The sequence below is a fragment of the Arthrobacter sp. BF1 genome (assembly GCF_056680215.1).
In genome coordinates this window covers 2,100,396-2,117,857 of sequence record NZ_CM155271.1, presented here as the reverse complement: position 1 = coordinate 2,117,857, position 17,462 = coordinate 2,100,396, and the positions used below count along the sequence as shown (strand labels likewise).

Genomic DNA, 17,462 nt, shown 5'->3' with positions numbered 1-17,462 from the left:
CAAGGTAGGTGAGTGCCAGAGAAGACTAACAAAGGGAGCTCCGCAAGCGGAGGGAACGGTGGCCGCCGGGGAGGACCCCCCGGCTGGCTGCCACGGGATGCCGACAGGCTCGTCCCGGGCCTCCTGACGGCGGCCGTCGCCCTCGCCGGTGCCTTTGCCCTGCACGCCCTGGTGCCCGCCCTTCCCGCCATGACGGTTGCCGTGGCCCTGGGGCTGCTCGCTGCGAACCTGCCCGGCACGGCAGTGTGGATCGCGGGCCGGGCAAGGCCCGGCCTGGACTTCGCCGGCAAGCACCTGATGAGGGGCGGGATCATCCTGCTCGGCCTCAAGGTCAGCATCATGGACATCCTGGGGCTGGGCTGGCTGGCCATGATCCTGATAACCGGGGTGGTGCTGCTGGGGTTCGGCGGTACCTACTTCCTCGTGCGGCTCTTCCGGTTGCCCAGGGAGACCGCATTGCTCGTGGCCACAGGCTTTTCAATCTGCGGGGCATCCGCCATCGGCGCCATGGCAGCGGTGCGCCGCATCCGGCACGTGGACACCGTCCTGCCCGTGGCGTTGGTTACCCTGTGCGGCACCCTGGCCATCGGCCTGCTGCCGCTGTTGATGCACCCCCTGCAACTGAGCCCCCTCGCTTTCGGGGCCTGGACCGGCGCGTCCGTACACGACGTCGGCCAGGTGGTGGCCACAGCTCAGACCGCGGGCACAGCGGCCCTGGGGATCGCCGTCGTCGTCAAACTCACGCGCGTACTGCTCCTGGCGCCGGTGGTGGCTGTGGCGGGCCTGCACCACCGCGCCAGTACGGCCGGCCGGCAGCACGCGCTGCCACCAGTAATCCCCCTGTTCGTGATCGGGTTCGTGGCCATGGTGGCGCTCCGGTCCACGGGCTGGCTGCCTGCCGGCGTGCTCGACGCCGGCGCCGGGCTCCAGGACGTCCTGCTGGGAGCGGCGCTGTTCGGGCTTGGCTCCGCAGTGCGGATCCGCACCCTCCTGCATACCGGGGCCCGGGCGCTGCTCGCGGCGCTCGCGGCGTGGCTCCTGATCGCCCTGTTGGGCTTGGCAGCAGCCCTGCTCATCACCGCCTAGCCGCCGGGCCGCCGTCGTGGTTCCCGGTGCGGTCCACCGTGATTAGATAGCTGGGTGTCACATGAGAATCTGCAGCGCAATGAAGCCGCTACCCGTTCAGCCCTGATCACCACGCACAGCTACGACGTCTCCCTGGACGTGCGGCACGCCGCGGATCCGGAGGTGGCCGGGTACACCAGCCGCAGCGTCATCACTTTTGCCGCCGCGGATCCAGGGCAGGGGCTGCCGGCGTCAACGTTTCTGGATTTCATCTCCGACGAGGTGCACAGCGTGATCCTCAACGGAGATCCGCTGCCGGTGGCGGACATTGTGGAGGGTTCCCGTATCCGGCTGGACAACCTCCAGGCAGAGAACCAGGTGACGGTCACCGGAACAGCCCTGTACAGCCGGACGGGCGAAGGGATGCACCGTTTTGTGGATCCCGCGGACGGCCAGTGCTACCTCTACACGCAATACGAACCTGCCGATGCTCGCCGGGTGTTCGCCAACTTCGAGCAGCCGGACCTCAAGGCGGAATTCACTTTCCACGTGATGGCACCGTCAGGCTGGGTGGTCGCCTCCAACGGAGTGGAAGCCGCCCGCACCCGGCTGACTGTTGATCCGGACACCAGCCGCTGGGACTTTTCCCCCACCAAGCCCATGTCCACCTACATCACCACCGTCCTCGCCGGCCCCTACTTCAAAGCCGAGGACAACTGGAGCGCAACGCTCGACGACGGCACCCGGCTGGACGTGCCGCTGGCCCTTTACTGCCGGGCGTCCATGGCCAAATCCTTCGACACCGCTGAGCTGTTCGGCCTCACCAAAAGCGGGCTGGAGTTCTTCAACAACCTTTTCGGCTTCCCCTACCCCTGGGGCAAATACGACCAGGCTTTTGTGCCCGAATACAACCTTGGCGCCATGGAAAACCCCGGACTGGTCACGTTCACCGAAAACTACGTGTTCACCTCCCGGGCCACGGATGCCCAGTATCAGGCGCGCGCCAACACGCTGATGCACGAAATGGCGCACATGTGGTTCGGGGACCTCGTCACCATGCAGTGGTGGGATGATCTCTGGCTCAAGGAATCGTTCGCCGACTACATGGGCACCCTCGGTGTGGACCGGGCGACGGGCTGGAAGACCGCGTGGGTGAACTTCGCGAACAAGCGCAAGTCCTGGGCGTACGTGCAGGACCAGCTCCCCACAACCCACCCCATCGTTGCCGACATCCCGGACCTCGAAGCCGCCAAACAGAACTTCGACGGCATCACGTACGCCAAGGGCGCGTCGGTGCTCAAGCAGCTCGTGGCGTACGTCGGGTTCGATGCGTTCATCGCCGGCTCACGGCAGTACTTCCGCGACCACGCTTATGGAAACACCACTCTGGCCGACCTCCTGTCCGCCCTGAGTGCGGCCTCGGGCCGGGACCTGGCAGGCTGGGCAGCACAATGGCTGCAGACTTCCGGCATCCCGACGCTCTCCTTGGACATAACAGCCGACGACGGCGTCCTCAGCAGTGCGGCAATCGTCCAGGATGCGCTGGACCCCGTCACCGGACGGGAAGAACTGCGCCCGCACCGGCTCCGCGTGGGCCTCTACAACTTCGACGACGGCGGTGCCCTGGTCCGGACGGGCAGTGTTGAAACTGACGCGGCAGGCCGCAGGACCGAGGTTCCCGACCTGGCCGGCCAGCGCCGGCCAGCGTTGCTGCTGCTGAACGACGACGACCTGACCTATGCCAAGGTCCGGCTCGACCCGGTTTCTGAAGCCACCGTGCTGGCATCCCTGAACCGGATCACCGATCCCATGGCCCGGGCCCTGTGCTGGACCGCACTATGGAACTCTGCCCGCGACGCGGAAAGCCCGGCTACCCGTTACGTGCATGCGGTCACCGCTTTCGGACCGTCCGAGACCGGGATCGGCGTGCTCCTGAACATCCTCGACAACGCCGAGACCGCCGTCGAACATTACACCCCGGCGCCTGAACGCGGTACCGTGCGCCGGGACTTCCTGACGGCCGCGGCCGGCCAACTGGAGCGGGCAGCTCCGGGTTCGGACCACCAGCTGGGATGGGCCAGGACGGTGGCTGCCGTCAGCCGGCACGACAACGCACTGCTGCCCCGGCTCAGAGGCCTCCTGGAGGGAACGGTCCAGGTGGAGGGACTCGCGGTGGACGCCGAGCTGCGCTGGAACTTCTGGCGTGCCCTGGCAGCGCACGGACAGGCCACGGCCGAAGAACTGGACGCCGAGCTGGCGCGGGACACCACAGCTTCAGGCCGTGCGGGCCGCGCCACGGCACTGGCCGCGCGGCCGGATGCGGACGTCAAGGCGGCCGCCTGGAAAGCCGCCGTCCACGGGGTGGAGTTGTCCAACCAGCTCCTGAGCGCCACCATCACCGGCTTCACCACAGCGCCCCCAGCACTGCTGGCACCCTATGTGGAGCCGTATTTCGAGTGCCTCCGCGACGTCTGGGAGAACCGGAGCATCGAGATCGCCACCCGCATAGTGCGGGGCCTGTATCCAGCGTCCCAGGACCTTCCGGCCGGCACCCTGCCGGAGCAGCACCCCGTGGTGGAGCGCACCGACACCTGGCTGGCGGCCAACGCCGATGCGCCACGCGCCCTGCGCCGGATCATCGTGGAACAGCGAAGCCACCTGCTGCGGGCCCTCACCGCACAAGCTACTCCATCCATTGCTCCGTAAAGGACGTTTAGACGCCTGAAAGCGACTCTTACGGAGCAACCGATGGGTTAGGGGACGCGGTGTAGCCACTCCTCGGTGCCGAACTTGGTGGCCACGCGCTCATGGGCGGCGGCCAGCTCAGCAGCGGTCAGTTCCGACGCAGTGGCTGAGTACCGTTCGGTGAAGACGTCCATCATGGCTGCGATGATCTCGGTGCGCGCCAGACCGGTCTGCCGCCGCAGCGGGTCCACGCGTTTTTTGGCACTGCGGGTGCCCTTGTCCGAGAGCTTCTCCTTGCCGATGCGCAGGACCTCAACCATTTTGTCGGCGTCGATGTCGTAGCTCATGGTGACGTGGTGCAGCATGCCGCCGTTGGCCAGGCGCTTCTGCGCGGCGCCGCCGATCTTGCCCTGGGGGGTGGCGATGTCATTCAGGGGGACATAGAAGGCGCTGATGCCGAGCTTTTCCAGCGCGGCCATCACCCACGCGTCCAGGAAGGCGTAGGAGTCGGCGAAGCTGATTCCGTCCACGAGCGTCTGGGGCACATAGAGGGAATACGTGATGCAGTTACCGGCCTCCATGAACATCGCGCCCCCGCCACTGATCCGGCGAACCACGCTGATGCCGTGGCGGGCGACGCCGTCGGGGTGCAGCTCATTCCGGACCGACTGGAAACTGCCGATCACCACGGACGGTTCCTCCCAGTCCCAGAACCGCAGGGTGGGGTTGCGTCGGCCGGCGCCCACCTCTTCGGTCAGGACTTCGTCCAGGGCAACGTTGACGTGGGTGGGCAGCACCGTGGGCGCGATGACGTCCCAGTGGTGGTCGGTCCAGGAGGTTGCCTGTGCCAGGGCACGGCGGACAGTGATGGCGATGGCGTCGGCCGAGAAGCCGAACAGGACTGCGTCGGGCGGCAGCGAACCGGTGACGGCGGCGGACAGGTCTGCCGCCGTCGCGCTTTCCGGGAGACCGGTGAGGGACCGGTTGAGGGCCTGGAGCGCTTCATCCGGTTCCAGGAAAAAATCGCCGCTGAGGGAGACGTCGGAGAGGGCCCCGTCCACCACATCGAAGTCCGCCACCACAAGTTTGCCGCCGGGGACTTTGTACTCGCCGTGGTGGCTGCGGGGACGGTCTTCAGGCGCAGAGGGTGTGGCAGTCATACCCTCCATCCTCCCCCACGCCCCAGGCTCCCGGAAACAACAAAGCCCGCACCGTTGCCGGTGCGGGCTTTGCTGGAAGAACCTTGGAGGAAGTGAGTTACTTCTTGCCGCCGAAGCCCTTGAAGCGAGCGTTGAAGCGCTCGACGCGGCCTGCAGAGTCCATGATGCGCTGCTTGCCCGTGTAGAACGGGTGGGACTCGGAGGAGATTTCGACGTCGATGACCGGGTAGGTGTTTCCGTCTTCCCACTCGATGGTCTTCTTGGAAGACACGGTGGACTTGGTCAGGAACTTGACGCCGGAAGCCAGGTCGTTGAAAACAACAGCTTCGTACTTCGGGTGTGTATCAGACTTCATAATGGGGCCTTTGTTCGCACAACTGGATTTTGCCAGCAGCAGGTATGAATGGGATGGCTGGTGCCCGCATCATTGCCGCGAGGCAGAAAGTGCAGGACAGCCAGCTATCAATAATAGCCGATCAGCGCGGACCCTGCGAACTGCGCGGACGGAGCTCCCAGAACGCCACAGCCGAGGCCGCAGCCACGTTCAGGGAGTCCACGCCGGCGCGCATGGGGATCTTCACGGCGAGGTCGACGGCAGCGAGCGTCTCCGCGCCCATTCCCGCACCTTCGGTGCCCAGCACCAGGGCAAGCCGCTCCGGGTTGCGGGCGGCGAGCTGGTCAACGTCGACTGCGTCCCCGGTCAGTTCCAGTGCGGCCACGGTGAAACCATTCTGCTTCAGGACCGAGATGTCCTGCGGCCAGGACTCCAGTCGCGCCCAGGGAACCTGGAAGACGGTGCCCATGCTGACGCGGACGCTGCGGCGGTAGAGCGGGTCGCCGCAACGCGGCGAAATCAGGACGGCATCGATGTCCAGCGCAGCGGCCGATCGGAAGATGGCCCCGACGTTGGTGTGGTCCACAATGTCTTCCAGGACCGCCACCCGGCGCGCGTCCGCAAGCAGGTCGTGGAGCGGCACCGGTGCCGGCCGCTGCATCGCGGCCATGGCTCCGCGGTGCAGGTGGAATCCGGTGATCTCTTCGAGCAGTGCCGCGCTGCCGATGAAGGCTGGCACGTCCGGGTAGGCGGCCAGGACGTCCTGCAGGTCCGCCAGCCATTTCTCGGCCAGGAAAAACGACCTGGGCCGGTGGCCGGCGGCCAGCGCACGGCGCAGGACCCGGGACGATTCGGCGATGTACATGCCTTCCACCGGCTCACGGAGCTTGCGCAGGTGGACGTCCGTGAGCTGCGTGTAGTCGGACACACGCGGATCCGCGGCGGATTCAAGATAGTGGACTGTCACCGGCTGATTATTTCAGCAGATTGGCGATCATAAAGCCCAGCGCCACCAGGCCGAGCGCGAAGATCACGCCGCGAAGTACCGGCGGGGACAGCCGGCGGCCCACCTTGGAACCGATGAGGCCGCCGATCAGCGAGCTGACCGCGATGATGGCCACCACCGGCCAGTTGATGCGTCCGAACGCGAACAGCAGGTAGGAGGCCGCGGCCACAATGTTTACGCCCAGGACCAGGATGTTCTTCATGGCGTTGGCGTTCTGGATGGTTCCCGCCATAAATACGCCCAGGATGCCCACCAGCAGAATGCCCTGTGCCGCTACGAAGTAGCCGCCGTAGACTCCGGCCAGGTACACCAGCACGATCAACAGCACGCCGTGGTTCTTGTCCTTGAGGGCGTGCTCGGGGTTTTCCTCCCGGGCCCGCACCCACTGCTGGAGCCGGGGCTGGAAGACCACCATCAGCAGGGCCAGAACAATCAGAACCGGAGCGGCAATAAAAAACACCTTTTCCGGCAGGTGCAGCAGCAGCCAGGCGCCGCTGATACCGCCGAGCAGCGAAGCCGGCAGGAGCCTCATCAGCTGCGGGCCCCGGCCCTTGAGTTCCTTCCGGTATCCCCATGCACCGGCCGCGTTACCGGCCACCAGCCCCATGGCGTTACTGATGGAGGCTGTCACCGGCGTAATGCCCAGGGCGATGAGGACAGGAAAGGTGACGAGGGTGCCGGAACCGACAACGGCGTTGATGGTGCCTGCCCACAGGCCGGCAAAAAACACAAGGATGCTGCTGAGAAGCTCCACCTGAACGGAGCGCCCTAGCGGCGTGCAGTGGCCGTGTACCGGCCGGCGTTTTCGGTGACGTCCAGGGACAGCCCGAAAGTGTTGCTGAGGTGCTCGTCAGTGAGCACATCCTTGATGGGGCCCGCAGCGACAACACCGCCGTCACGCAGCAGCATGGCATGCGTGAAACCGGGCGGAACCTCCTCAAGGTGGTGCGTCACCAGGACCATGGCCGGGGACCCTTCATCGCTGGCGAGTTCGCCAAGCTTATGGACCAGTTCCTCGCGGCCGCCGAGATCCAGTCCGGCAGCAGGCTCATCAAGAAGGAGCAATTCGGGGTCCGTCATAAGGGCTCGGGCGATCTGGACCCGTTTGCGTTCCCCCTCGGAAAGCGTGGCAAAGGTCCGGTTCAGCAGCGGGCCCATGCCCCAGTCATTCAGCAGGCGAAAAGCACGCCGTTCGTCCGGCCGCTCGTACCCCTCGCGCCAGCGGCCGGTAACGCCGTAGGCTGCGGTGACAACAACGTTCAGGACATTCTCGGACTCCGGAATCTGGCTGGCCAGTGCCGCTGAAGAGAGTCCAATCCGGGGACGGAGTTCGAACACGTCCACCCGGCCCATGGTTTCGTCCAGAATCCCTGCCGTGCCGCTGCTGGGGTGAAGACGTGCTGCCGCGACCTGCAGGAGAGTGGTCTTGCCGGCGCCATTGGGTCCCAGAATGACCCAGCGTTCCCCTTCATTGACTTGCCAGTCCACCTTGTCCAACAGGGTCTTTTTGCCTCGGACTACGCTGACGGAAGCCATTTCAAGAACATCACTCATGGTGTAGACACTAGGACAAAAGAGGGACCGACTGATAACCGGAACCATCCCGGTCATCCCGCGTGTATCCGCAAGTGGTGCGCAGCGCAATGAATTCGGGCCGCCGTGCCGCGCTGGCTAAGATTGCAGTCATGACTCCGAACGTAACTGCGGTCAGCTATGGCCCGAAACTGACCGACTCCGGGCTGCTGCGGCTTCGTTCCCTGTGGGCCGCGAACGGTGCCACCATCGAGTCGGAATCACGGAGCGGGGACACCCGGTTTGAGGTCCACACGGCCGGGCTGGCAGTCGCCGACGGCACCGCAGCCGGCGTCACCGCCCTCCGCCACGCCGTCGCGGAGTCCACCCTTGCCGGGCTGGACACGGCCATCGTTCCCGCCGGACTGCGCGAAGCTCCACGGAAGTTCCTGATCATGGACGTGGACTCAACACTGATCCAGCAGGAAGTCATTGAACTTCTGGCCGCCTACGCAGGCAAACGCGAGGAAGTGGCTGCCGTCACTGAAGCCGCCATGCGCGGGGAACTGGACTTCGCGCAGAGCCTCCACGCGCGGGTGGCGGTGCTTGCGGGGCTGCCTGCCGCCGTCGTCGAGTCCGTCCGGGCCGAAGTGAAACTGAGTGAGGGTGCCGCCGATCTCGTGGCCGCATTCAAGGCCGCAGGCCACGTGGTGGCGGTGGTTTCCGGCGGTTTCAACCAGATCCTGGGTCCCATCGCCGAGGAGCTCGGCCTCGACTACTGGATCGCCAACGAGCTCGAAATCGTCGACGGCGCCCTGACCGGCAAGGTGCTCGGGGCGGTGATCGACCGGGCAGCCAAGGAGAAGTACCTGCGCGAATGGGCCGCAGCCGAAGGAATTGCCATGGAGCACACCATTGCTGTGGGCGACGGCGCCAATGATCTCGACATGCTCGGAGCCGCCGGCATCGGGGTAGCGTTCAACGCCAAACCGGCTGTCCGGGCCGTGGCGGACTCCGCCATCAACATGCCTTACCTGGACGCAGTCCGGCACATCGCCGGCGTCTGAAACTCAAACGAAAGGGCAGTTCGCGGCAATGTTCCCCGGGAACACTGCCGCGAACTGCCCTCTCGCGTTACTTGCCCTTGCGTTACTTGGCGCTCTTGCCGAAGTAGTCCGCGCCGCCTGCGTACTCCGTGTGTCCGGACTCGACGTCGGCGGTGGCCATCCCGGCCACCACCTCAGCGAACTCCTCCACGGAGTAGAGCTTGCCGGCCTCGGCGCGGCGGGCTTCGATGGCGCCCGGGGTGGACCGGTCGAGCAGCGTGGCGGTGACGGTGCCCTCGATCATGTCGCCGGAAACAACCACCAGCGAGATGCCCTTGTCCGCCAGGTTGGGGATGAGTTCGCGCAGGGCGTCCTCGCCGGCACGCTTGCTGCGGGCGACGGGCTCGTAGTCGGGCATGGTGGGCACCGTGTTGATGAAGTGGGCTTGGTGGCTGGTCACGAAGACCACCCGGGACCCTTCCTTCATCAGCGGCACGGCAGCGTTGAGCATGTTCACCTGCGCGTCGCGGTTCAGCTTCAGCGCGTAGTCATCCGCCATGCCGGATTCCATGCCGCCTGACGCGTTAAGCACCAGCACATCCAGCGAGCCGAAGTTCTCCATGGCCGCACTGGCCAGAGCCTGAACACCCTCGAGCGTGGTGAGGTCTGCTCCGACGGCAGTGGCACGGCCGCCGGCGGCCTCAATGCCCGCCACCACCTTGTTGGCGCGCGGCGCTTTCTGGCGGTAGTTAACGACGATGGCGGCACCCTCGCCGGCCAGGATCTTCGCCACTTCGGCGCCGATCCCGCGGGAGGATCCGGTCACGATGGCTGTCTTGTTGTCCAGCAGTCCCACAAGGGCTCCTTTGTTCGATACGTCTAAATCGCTTGGGGTCTGCAGTCCATCATGCCAGCGCCGGCCCCGAGTTCCCTTGTGCGACCCCAACAAAGATGCACCGTCCGGCTAGTTCAGCACGGGCGTCCTGTTGGCCCGGTTAGTGACCCATTCCGAGGCCGCCGTCGACCGGAATGACGGCACCGGAGATGTAGGCAGCTTCGTCGCTGGCAACCCAACGGACCACATTCGCCACCTCGGAAGCTTCGGCGAACCGGCCGGCCGGGATGCTGGAGAGGTAATCCTTCTGGGTTGCTTCCGGAAGCTCGGCCGTCATATCCGTGTTGATGAAGCCGGGCGCCACAACATTTGCGGTGATGCCGCGGGAGCCAAGTTCCCGGGTCAGCGAGCGGGCCACGCCCACGAGCCCGGCCTTGGACGCGGAGTAGTTGATCTGGCCGGGGGCACCATACAGCCCGGACACGGAGGAAATCAGGACCACGCGGCCTTTCCGCATCCGGATCATGCCCTTTGACGCCCGCTTGATTACGCGGAAAGCACCTGTGAGGTTGGTGTCAATCACGGAGGTGAAGTCGTCCTCGCTCATGCGCAGCAGAAGGGTGTCCTTGGTAATCCCGGCGTTCGCCACCAGCACCTCCACCGGCCCGTGGGCTGCTTCCACCTCTGTGAAGGCCGCGTCCACGGATGCTTCATCAGTGACATCGGCCTTGACGCCCAGGATTCCTGCCGGCAGCTTGGACTCGCTCCGGTAAGTCACAGCCACCTTGTCGCCGTTGGCCAGGAAGGCTTCGGCTATGGCCAGCCCGATGCCGCGGTTGCCTCCGGTGATCAGGACGCTGCGGGGGGTGGTGGCTTCAGACATAGGACGCTCCGGGATTCTGCGGCAGGAAGCACCGCTGTAGAAACGGGTGGGATTTTTACTGCCTCCGATCTTAGCCTCCGTTGGGGTCCTTCTACGGATAGGTTTGGGTGCTTCTGCCGATAGTGGGAGAATGGAGGCAAGCCTTTGGAGCGTGATCAAACAGCCGTGACCCCTGAAAACAATGCTGGACAGTTCGTGCCCGGAAACCCCCCACGGTTCTCCGGCGATACTGGAGTCCACAGCATTACGGACGCCGCCACAGCCCACTCCGAGGACATGCACCGGCGCATGATGAAGTATGCGCTGGCCATGGGTATCCGCATGGTCTGCCTCATCCTCATTTTCGTGGTGGACGGGTGGTTCAAGCTCCTCATGGTGGCCGGCGCGGTATTCCTCCCTTGGATTGCGGTGGTCATCGCCAATGGCAGCGACAAAGCAGAAGTCCACAGCGACTCGCTTCTCGACTACGCTCCCCTTGCTGAGTTGGAAAGCCCTGGTTGGCAGCCGGACCAGGAAGAAGACCCGTCAGCTGTGCTCAAGGGCGAACTTATTGAGGACGACGACGAACCAACGCATGGACAGGAACGACGCGCTTCATGAACATTTTCGACCTGGCCGCAGGGACCGCCGGTCCCCCGCCGGCCACGGCTGCCATGTGCTCCCGGAAGGCTTGCCGCTCGGAAGCTTCCTGGCAGCTGCTGTGGAACAATCCCAAGATCCACACCCCGGAGCGCCGCAAAATCTGGCTGGCCTGCGCGGAGCACCGCGACTGGCTGGAGGACTACCTGCAGGTCCGTGGCCTGTGGAAGGAAACGGTCGTCCTGGTTTCGGGGCACGAGTCCGGCCAGGCGCCGGTGGGGCAGGACGGCTGAATGTACCGCTTTCTCTTTTCCAGCAAGTGGATGGGTTACCTCCTGCTGGCCGCCATCTTCGCCGCCGCCTGCGTGTTCCTGGGCAGGTGGCAGATGGACCGCCGCGCCGAGACCCTCGCTGAGATCAACCGCGTCCTCACCAATTATTCGGCCACGCCCATATCCTTCGACCAGGCCAAAGAAGAATTTTCTGAACTGGACCCCGCCAAGGAATGGACGCAGGTGGAACTGCAGGGCACCTACGACGTCGACGGCCAGCGGATTGTCCGCAACCGACCACTGAACGGGCAGCCCGGGTACGAGGTGGTTGTCCCGTTCAAGCTCGAGTCCGGCCAGACCGTGGTGATTGACCGCGGCTGGCTACCCATCGGCAACAAGAACCCGGGAAGCCCGGATTCCATCCCATCGCCCCCATCGGGCACCGTGACAGCGATTGTCCGGCTCAAACATAGCGAGCCGAAGCTGGACCGCGGCGCGCCCGACGGCCAGCTGGCCTCCATCGACCTGCCCACCTATGCCGACCAGCTGCCCTACCCCCTGCTGACCGGCGCCTACGGCCAGCTGGCGTCTGAATCGCCGGCCCCGGCCGAGGTGCCGTTCCCGTTCCCGAAGCCGGCCACGGAGGAGGGTACGCACCTGTCCTATTCGCTGCAATGGTTCGCGTTCGGGGTGCTGATGTTTGTTGGTTTCGGCTACGCGGCCCGGCAGCAGGCCCGCAACGCCGCCATCGACGCCGAAGATGAGGACGACGCTGAGGACGGGTCACGCGATTCGGGCAGCCCGGTCCACTCCGCTGCCGCGGCAGCCCGCCGTCGTGCGCCGGCCGCCCGTAAACGCAAACACGCCACATCCGAGGAAGAGGAAGACGCCCTCCTGGACGCGCAGGGGTACTGAAACGTGGAGCCCCGGAAAGTGCCCGCGCCCGTGGCCAACGTCAAGAAGGCACTGATCACATCCGGCCTCCGGGACACGGTTCGGGTCTTCGGTACGAAGGTCCCAACCGCGGCTGCCGCGGCCGCCGTTTTGGGGTGCGACGTCGCGGCGATCACCAACAGCCTGGTATTCACGCTCGACGGCGCCCCGCTCCTGATTCTGGCCAGCGGCGCGGCCAGGGTGGACACCGCGCTGGTAGCCAACCGTTTGGGACAAGGAAAGATTCGCCGCGCCTCCCCGGCGTTCGTCCTCGAACACACCGGGCAGGAGGTGGGCGGAGTGGCTCCAATCGGCCACCCCGCCAAGATCAAAACCCTCCTGGACGAATCCCTGGCCGCGCATCCCGTCCTCTGGGCAGGAGCAGGTGACCACAATTCGATGTTCAGCATCACCTACGAGGAGCTAAAAATCATCACTGCAGCCCAGGAACTCAAGGTGCGGTAGGTATATTGCAGCGTATCTGCCGTTGGCTAGAGGAAGGCGCCACATGATCGAGATACTGAACCCCACAGAGGTCAGCCGGGCACAACAGACGGGGACGCTGGTCGCCGACATCCTGCAAGCGCTGAAGGGCCGTGCCACGGTGGGCACCAACCTCCTGGACATCGACCGGTGGGCCAAGGAGATGATCCTCCAGGCCGGCGCTGTCTCGTGTTACGTCGATTACGCGCCGTCCTTCGGACGCGGACCGTTCGGACATTACATCTGCACGGGCGTGAACGACGCCGTACTTCACGGGCTGCCACACAACTACTCGCTGGCCGACGGCGATCTGCTGACTCTGGACCTTGCTGTCTCCAAAGCCGGGATTGCGGCGGACGCTGCCATCAGCTTCATTGTGGGCGACTCAAAGCCCGCCGAGAGCGTGGCGATGATCAGCGCGACCGAGCGCGCACTGAGCGCAGGAATAGCCGCTGCCGGGCCCGGTGCCCGCGTCGGCGATATCTCCCATGCAATCGGGGAGGTCCTCAGCGAAGCCGGATACCCCATCAACACCCAATTCGGAGGCCATGGCATCGGGTCAACGATGCACCAGGACCCGCACGTGCCAAACACCGGACGGCCGGGCCGCGGATTCAAACTACGCCCCGGGCTGCTCCTCGCCCTTGAACCCTGGGTCATGGCAGACACCGCCGAACTCGTCACCGACGCAGACGGGTGGACGCTCCGAAGCGCCACAGGCTGCCTGACGGCACACACGGAGCACACCATTGCCATCACAGACGACGGCGCAGAGATCCTTACACTGCCCAGCGCCGAGGCCCAGGCCTAGGGCTAGGCCAGTGTGATCAGGTCCAGATAGTCTTCGTTCCAGTGGTCCTCGACGCCGTCCGGGAGCAGGACAACGCGCTCAGGGTTGAGGGCTTCGACGGCCCCTTCATCGTGGCTGACCAGGACGACGGCGCCGCTGTAGTTGCGGAGCGCGCCGAGGATTTCGGCGCGGCTGGCCGGGTCCAGGTTGTTAGTGGGCTCGTCGAGCAGGAGAACGTTGGCGCTGGAAGCCACGATGGTGGCAAGGGCCAGGCGGGTCTTCTCACCACCGGAAAGAACGCCGGCGGGCTTCTCAACGTCATCGCCGGAGAACAGGAATGAGCCAAGGATGCCGCGGACTTCGGCGTCCTTCATGTCCGGGGCGGAGGAGCGCATGTTCTCCAGCACCGTCCGGTTCACGTCCAGGGTGTCGTGCTCCTGGGCGTAGTAGCCAACCTTCAGGCCATGGCCGGCCACAACTTCACCGGTGTCGGGCTTGTCAACGCCGGCGAGCATCCTCAGAAGCGTGGTTTTGCCGGCACCGTTGAGGCCCAGGATGACAACCTTGGAGCCGCGGTCAATCGCGAGGTCCACATCCGTGAAGATCTCCAGCGAACCGTAGGACTTGCTGAGGCCTTCCGCAGTAAGCGGGGTCTTGCCGCAGGGGGACGGATCCGGGAACCGCAGGGCGGCAACGCGGTCGTTCTCCCGGACTGCTTCCAGGCCGCTGAGCAGGCGCTCCGCCCGCTTGGCCATGTTCTGCGCTGCGACAGCCTTGGTAGCCTTCGCGCGCATCTTGTTGGCCTGGTCGAAGAGGACCTGTGCCTTCTTCTCCGCGTTGGCGCGTTCACGCTTCCGGGCGCGCTCGTCGGTTTCGCGCTGGGTGAGGTAGCGCTTCCAGTCCATGTTGTAGAAGTCGATCTGCGCACGGTTGGCGTCCAGCAGGAACACCTTGTTAACCGTGGCTTCCAGCAGTTCGGTGTCGTGGCTGATCACGATCAGGCCGCCCTGGTGGTTCTTGAGGAACTCGCGCAACCACGCGATGGAGTCCGCATCAAGGTGGTTGGTGGGCTCATCGAGGAGCATGGTCTCGGCGTCCGAGTAGAGGATCCGCGCCAGTTCGACACGCCGGCGCTGACCACCGGAGAGGGTCTTCAGCGGCTGGTTGAGGATGCGGTCCGGCAGGGCCAGGTTGGAGCAAATTGCAGCTGCTTCAGCCTCGGCCGCGTAGCCGCCGGCCGCGAGGAATTCAGATTCCAGCCGGTCATAGCGGTTCATAGCCTTGCGCTGGACGTCAGCGTCTTCGCTGGCCATCTCGTCGTGCGCCTTCCGGAGCTTGCCGACAGCTACGTCCAGGCCCCTGGCTGCCAGGATGCGGTCGCGGGCGAGCTGTTCCATGTCCGGGGTGCGCGGATCCTGCGGGAGGTACCCGATCTCGCCGGTGCGGGTCACCTTGCCACCCGCCGGGAGTCCTTCGCCGGCGAGGACGCGTGTGAGGGTGGTCTTGCCTGCTCCGTTTCGGCCCACGAGGCCGATCTTGTCGCCCTTGTCGATGCGGAAGCTCACCTGGTCCATGAGGAGCCGGGCGCCGGCGCGCAGTTCAAGATCCTGGACAGTAATCACAGCAGGTAAGGCCTTTCACAACAGGGAAACGCCGCAGCTCTACGGATGGTGTCTGGAGCAGCCGGGCAGAATGGCCGGACAGAACGGCCTGTCCAAGTCTACCGGCCCCAGCTTCTGCCCGTAACCGCGGGCACGGCAACGCGGCCACTGCGTCCTTTGTACCCTGCCTTCAGACTCCCGGCACCGGCTTAGTAGATCCCCTACAAAATAAGGCCCGACGGCGGCCGGTAACGTCAGGATCACCCCATGCTTCGCTTGTACAACCACGACAGGACTACCCATGAGCCAGACTGACACTGCCGTCACCGGCCCCGCCTCCCCCGCACGCAGCCGCTGGGACGCCACCGACCTCGGCCTGATCGCCGTCTTTGCTGCCCTCGTTGCCGGTGCCGCGCTGGTTCCAGGCATTTCGGCCAATGTTTTCGGCGTTCCCATCACGTTCCAGACCCTCGCCGTGATGCTCACCGGGCTGATGCTTGGCCCCGCACGCGGCTTCGCCGCTGTCGGCCTTTACACTCTGCTTGGTCTTGCAGGCCTGCCGATCTTCAGCCAGGGCCGCAGCGGGCTCGGCATCCTGGCCGGCCCTTCGGCGGGCTACATCATCGCTTTCCCCCTGGCTGCAGCCCTGGTGGGCTGGCTTGCCACTATCGTCATCCGGCGCACATCACGGGCACGCGCACTGTGGTTCTTCCTCGCGGCAACCGTGACCAGTATCTCCCTGGTCCACACCCTCGGCGTCCTGGGGATGGCAATCAATTCCAAGGCAACCATCGGCGACGCCTTCCTGGCCGATCTGGTCTTCTACCCAGGCGACATCATCAAGAACACCGTCGCCGCGGTGATCGCCGTTGCCCTGCACCGCGCTTTTCCCGACCTGCTGGTCCGCCGGGTCAAGCGCATCAGCGCCTAGGAAGCCATGGCAACGATCTCCTTCCTGCAGACGTCCGTGGCGGTGGCCCTCGACAACCGGCCGGAGCCCAAAACACTGCTGGCCAACGTCAGCCTGGAGCTGACAGAACTGCGCATCGGCGTGATCGGGGCCAACGGCTCCGGCAAGTCCACGCTGCTGCGGCTGGTCAACGGTCTGGTCCAGCCGACGTCGGGCACTGTGACGGTGGACGGCGCTGATACCGTCCGGGCAGTGCGGGCCGTCCGCCGGCAGGTGGGGTTCGTCTTTACCGATCCGCTCTCGCAGCTGGTCATGCCCACGGGGCGCGAGGATGTTGAACTGTCGTTGCGGCGTTCGGTCCGGAACGGCCCGGAACGCCGGAGCCTGGCCGAGGCAGCCCTGGACCGGTTCGGGCTGCTGGGCCTCGCGGAGCAGAGCATCTACGAACTCTCCGGCGGCGAACGCCAGCTCATGGCACTGGCGGCCGTCCTTGCCGTGGACCCGTCGGTGCTGGTGCTCGATGAGCCGTCCACCCTGCTGGACCTTCGGAACCGGGAACTGCTCCGCCGCACGCTGTCCGGCCTCGAGCAGCAGATCATCATGTCCACCCACGACCTGGACCTGGCGCTGGAAATGGACCGTGTGCTGGTGGTTGAAACAGGGCGTGTGGTGTTCGACGGCGGCCCGGCGGCTGCCGTCGAAACGTACCGGGCGCTGTGCGCCACCGGGCTGGCCGCGCCGTGAGAGGGCACGGTTTCCTGCTCGCCAACTACGTCCCCGGCGATTCAGTCATCCACCGGGCGCCGCTGGCGCTGAAGTTCTTGCTGGTGGTGGGCTGCGGCCTGGCATCGTTCCTGGTGCTGGACTGGCTGGTGTCCGCCGCGGTCCTCGCCGTGATGAGCGGCCTGTTCCTGCTGACGGGGGCCGGGCCGCGCCGGCTCCTGGCTGCCGTCCGGCCCCTGCTGGTTGTTCTGCTGGTCATCGGCCTGTTCCAGTGGTGGCAGCTCGGCGGACCCACCGCAGCCCGCATTGTCCTGAACATCCTCGTATGTGTGGTGGCGGCATCCCTGTTGACGGCCACCACCCCCATGCAGCGGCTCCTCGACGGCGTCGTATCCCTGGCGATGCCCTTCCGGCGCTTCGGTGCCGATCCCGAGCGCTTCGCCCTGACCATCGGAGTCATGCTGCGGAGCATCCCGTACGTTGCCGGCGCGTTTGCGGACGTCAGGGATTCTGCCCGGGCCCGCGGGCTCGAGCGAAATCCGCGGGCGCTGGTGCTGCCTGTCTTCATCACTACGGTGGCGTACGCGCGCCAGACCGGCGAGGCATTGGCGGCCCGGGGGCTCGGCGAGGCAGAGGACTGACGGT

General features: G+C 65.5%; 19 protein-coding genes. 11 read left to right on the top strand and 8 right to left on the bottom strand.

Going from position 1 to position 17,462, the window contains the following annotated elements; translation table 11 throughout:
* Window positions 1–87: 87 nt before the first annotated feature.
* On the top strand, window positions 88–1,086 hold the full coding sequence (locus tag AC1MCD_RS09920; protein WP_498678277.1) for a YeiH family protein: 999 nt from the start codon (window positions 88–90) through the stop codon (window positions 1,084–1,086).
* A 54-nt stretch (window positions 1,087–1,140) separates the two neighbouring features.
* Window positions 1,141–3,771: an aminopeptidase N gene (gene pepN / locus AC1MCD_RS09915; protein ID WP_498678071.1), complete on the top strand. Its 2,631-nt coding sequence runs from the start codon at window positions 1,141–1,143 to the stop codon at window positions 3,769–3,771.
* A gap of 47 nt (window positions 3,772–3,818) precedes the next feature.
* Here the strand turns inward: pepN and lplAB are convergent, their stop codons facing one another.
* The 5 genes from lplAB to AC1MCD_RS09890 form a co-directional block, all read right to left on the bottom strand.
* Entirely contained in the window at window positions 3,819–4,910 is a 1,092-nt protein-coding gene (gene lplAB / locus AC1MCD_RS09910) for a lipoate-protein ligase LplAB (RefSeq protein WP_498678070.1), read from the bottom strand.
* Window positions 4,911–5,007: 97 nt separating this feature from the next.
* Entirely contained in the window at window positions 5,008–5,265 is a 258-nt protein-coding gene (locus tag AC1MCD_RS09905) for a type B 50S ribosomal protein L31 (RefSeq protein WP_024365679.1), read from the bottom strand.
* A 121-nt stretch (window positions 5,266–5,386) separates the two neighbouring features.
* Window positions 5,387–6,211, bottom strand: coding sequence for a TrmH family RNA methyltransferase (locus AC1MCD_RS09900; protein ID WP_498678066.1), 825 nt, complete (start codon window positions 6,209–6,211; stop codon window positions 5,387–5,389).
* Between the two features lie 7 nt (window positions 6,212–6,218).
* The gene (locus tag AC1MCD_RS09895) at window positions 6,219–7,004 is read right to left on the bottom strand and encodes a sulfite exporter TauE/SafE family protein (protein ID WP_498678064.1); all 786 of its coding nucleotides are present in this window, start codon (window positions 7,002–7,004) and stop codon (window positions 6,219–6,221) included.
* A gap of 14 nt (window positions 7,005–7,018) precedes the next feature.
* On the bottom strand, window positions 7,019–7,804 hold the full coding sequence (locus tag AC1MCD_RS09890; RefSeq protein WP_498678062.1) for an ABC transporter ATP-binding protein: 786 nt from the start codon (window positions 7,802–7,804) through the stop codon (window positions 7,019–7,021).
* A gap of 131 nt (window positions 7,805–7,935) precedes the next feature.
* Here AC1MCD_RS09890 and serB point away from each other — a divergent pair, with 131 nt between their 5' ends.
* Window positions 7,936–8,829 (top strand): phosphoserine phosphatase SerB, encoded by an 894-nt coding sequence (serB, locus tag AC1MCD_RS09885; RefSeq protein WP_498678060.1) that lies wholly within the window; start codon window positions 7,936–7,938, stop codon window positions 8,827–8,829.
* 82 nt (window positions 8,830–8,911) lie between these two features.
* On the opposite strand, the gene AC1MCD_RS09880 is transcribed toward serB, so the two are convergent.
* A complete protein-coding gene (locus tag AC1MCD_RS09880) occupies window positions 8,912–9,664 on the bottom strand; it encodes an SDR family oxidoreductase (RefSeq protein ID WP_498678058.1) in 753 nt (250 codons plus the stop codon).
* Window positions 9,665–9,803: 139 nt separating this feature from the next.
* On the bottom strand, window positions 9,804–10,526 hold the full coding sequence (locus AC1MCD_RS09875) for a beta-ketoacyl-ACP reductase (protein WP_498678057.1): 723 nt from the start codon (window positions 10,524–10,526) through the stop codon (window positions 9,804–9,806).
* A 165-nt stretch (window positions 10,527–10,691) separates the two neighbouring features.
* On the opposite strand from AC1MCD_RS09875, the gene AC1MCD_RS09870 reads away from it, so the two are divergent.
* From AC1MCD_RS09870 to map, 5 genes are read left to right on the top strand one after another with little or no spacing between them, the layout of a single operon-like run.
* Window positions 10,692–11,126: a DUF3099 domain-containing protein gene (locus AC1MCD_RS09870; RefSeq protein WP_498678054.1), complete on the top strand. Its 435-nt coding sequence runs from the start codon at window positions 10,692–10,694 to the stop codon at window positions 11,124–11,126.
* The gene (locus AC1MCD_RS09865) at window positions 11,123–11,398 is read left to right on the top strand and encodes a hypothetical protein (RefSeq protein WP_498678052.1); all 276 of its coding nucleotides are present in this window, start codon (window positions 11,123–11,125) and stop codon (window positions 11,396–11,398) included. The genes AC1MCD_RS09870 and AC1MCD_RS09865 overlap by 4 nt, the downstream gene beginning before the upstream one ends.
* Window positions 11,399–12,292 carry an SURF1 family cytochrome oxidase biogenesis protein gene (locus tag AC1MCD_RS09860; RefSeq protein ID WP_498678050.1) on the top strand — a complete coding sequence of 298 codons (894 nt, stop codon included), beginning with the start codon at window positions 11,399–11,401 and terminating at the stop codon, window positions 12,290–12,292.
* A gap of 18 nt (window positions 12,293–12,310) precedes the next feature.
* Window positions 12,311–12,775: a YbaK/EbsC family protein gene (locus AC1MCD_RS09855; protein ID WP_498678048.1), complete on the top strand. Its 465-nt coding sequence runs from the start codon at window positions 12,311–12,313 to the stop codon at window positions 12,773–12,775.
* Window positions 12,776–12,818: 43 nt separating this feature from the next.
* The gene (gene map / locus AC1MCD_RS09850; RefSeq protein ID WP_498678046.1) at window positions 12,819–13,604 is read left to right on the top strand and encodes a type I methionyl aminopeptidase; all 786 of its coding nucleotides are present in this window, start codon (window positions 12,819–12,821) and stop codon (window positions 13,602–13,604) included.
* A 2-nt stretch (window positions 13,605–13,606) separates the two neighbouring features.
* Here the strand turns inward: map and AC1MCD_RS09845 are convergent, their stop codons facing one another.
* Complete coding sequence (locus AC1MCD_RS09845; RefSeq protein WP_498678044.1) at window positions 13,607–15,205, bottom strand: ABC-F family ATP-binding cassette domain-containing protein; 1,599 nt, start codon at window positions 15,203–15,205, stop codon at window positions 13,607–13,609.
* A 280-nt stretch (window positions 15,206–15,485) separates the two neighbouring features.
* Here AC1MCD_RS09845 and AC1MCD_RS09840 point away from each other — a divergent pair, with 280 nt between their 5' ends.
* From AC1MCD_RS09840 to AC1MCD_RS09830, 3 genes are read left to right on the top strand one after another with little or no spacing between them, the layout of a single operon-like run.
* Window positions 15,486–16,115, top strand: coding sequence for a biotin transporter BioY (locus AC1MCD_RS09840; RefSeq protein ID WP_498678043.1), 630 nt, complete (start codon window positions 15,486–15,488; stop codon window positions 16,113–16,115).
* 6 nt (window positions 16,116–16,121) lie between these two features.
* Window positions 16,122–16,838, top strand: coding sequence for an energy-coupling factor ABC transporter ATP-binding protein (locus AC1MCD_RS09835; protein ID WP_498678040.1), 717 nt, complete (start codon window positions 16,122–16,124; stop codon window positions 16,836–16,838).
* The gene (locus AC1MCD_RS09830) at window positions 16,835–17,458 is read left to right on the top strand and encodes an energy-coupling factor transporter transmembrane component T family protein (RefSeq protein ID WP_498678038.1); all 624 of its coding nucleotides are present in this window, start codon (window positions 16,835–16,837) and stop codon (window positions 17,456–17,458) included. Before AC1MCD_RS09835 ends, AC1MCD_RS09830 begins: the two co-directional genes overlap by 4 nt.
* Window positions 17,459–17,462: the final 4 nt, after the last annotated feature.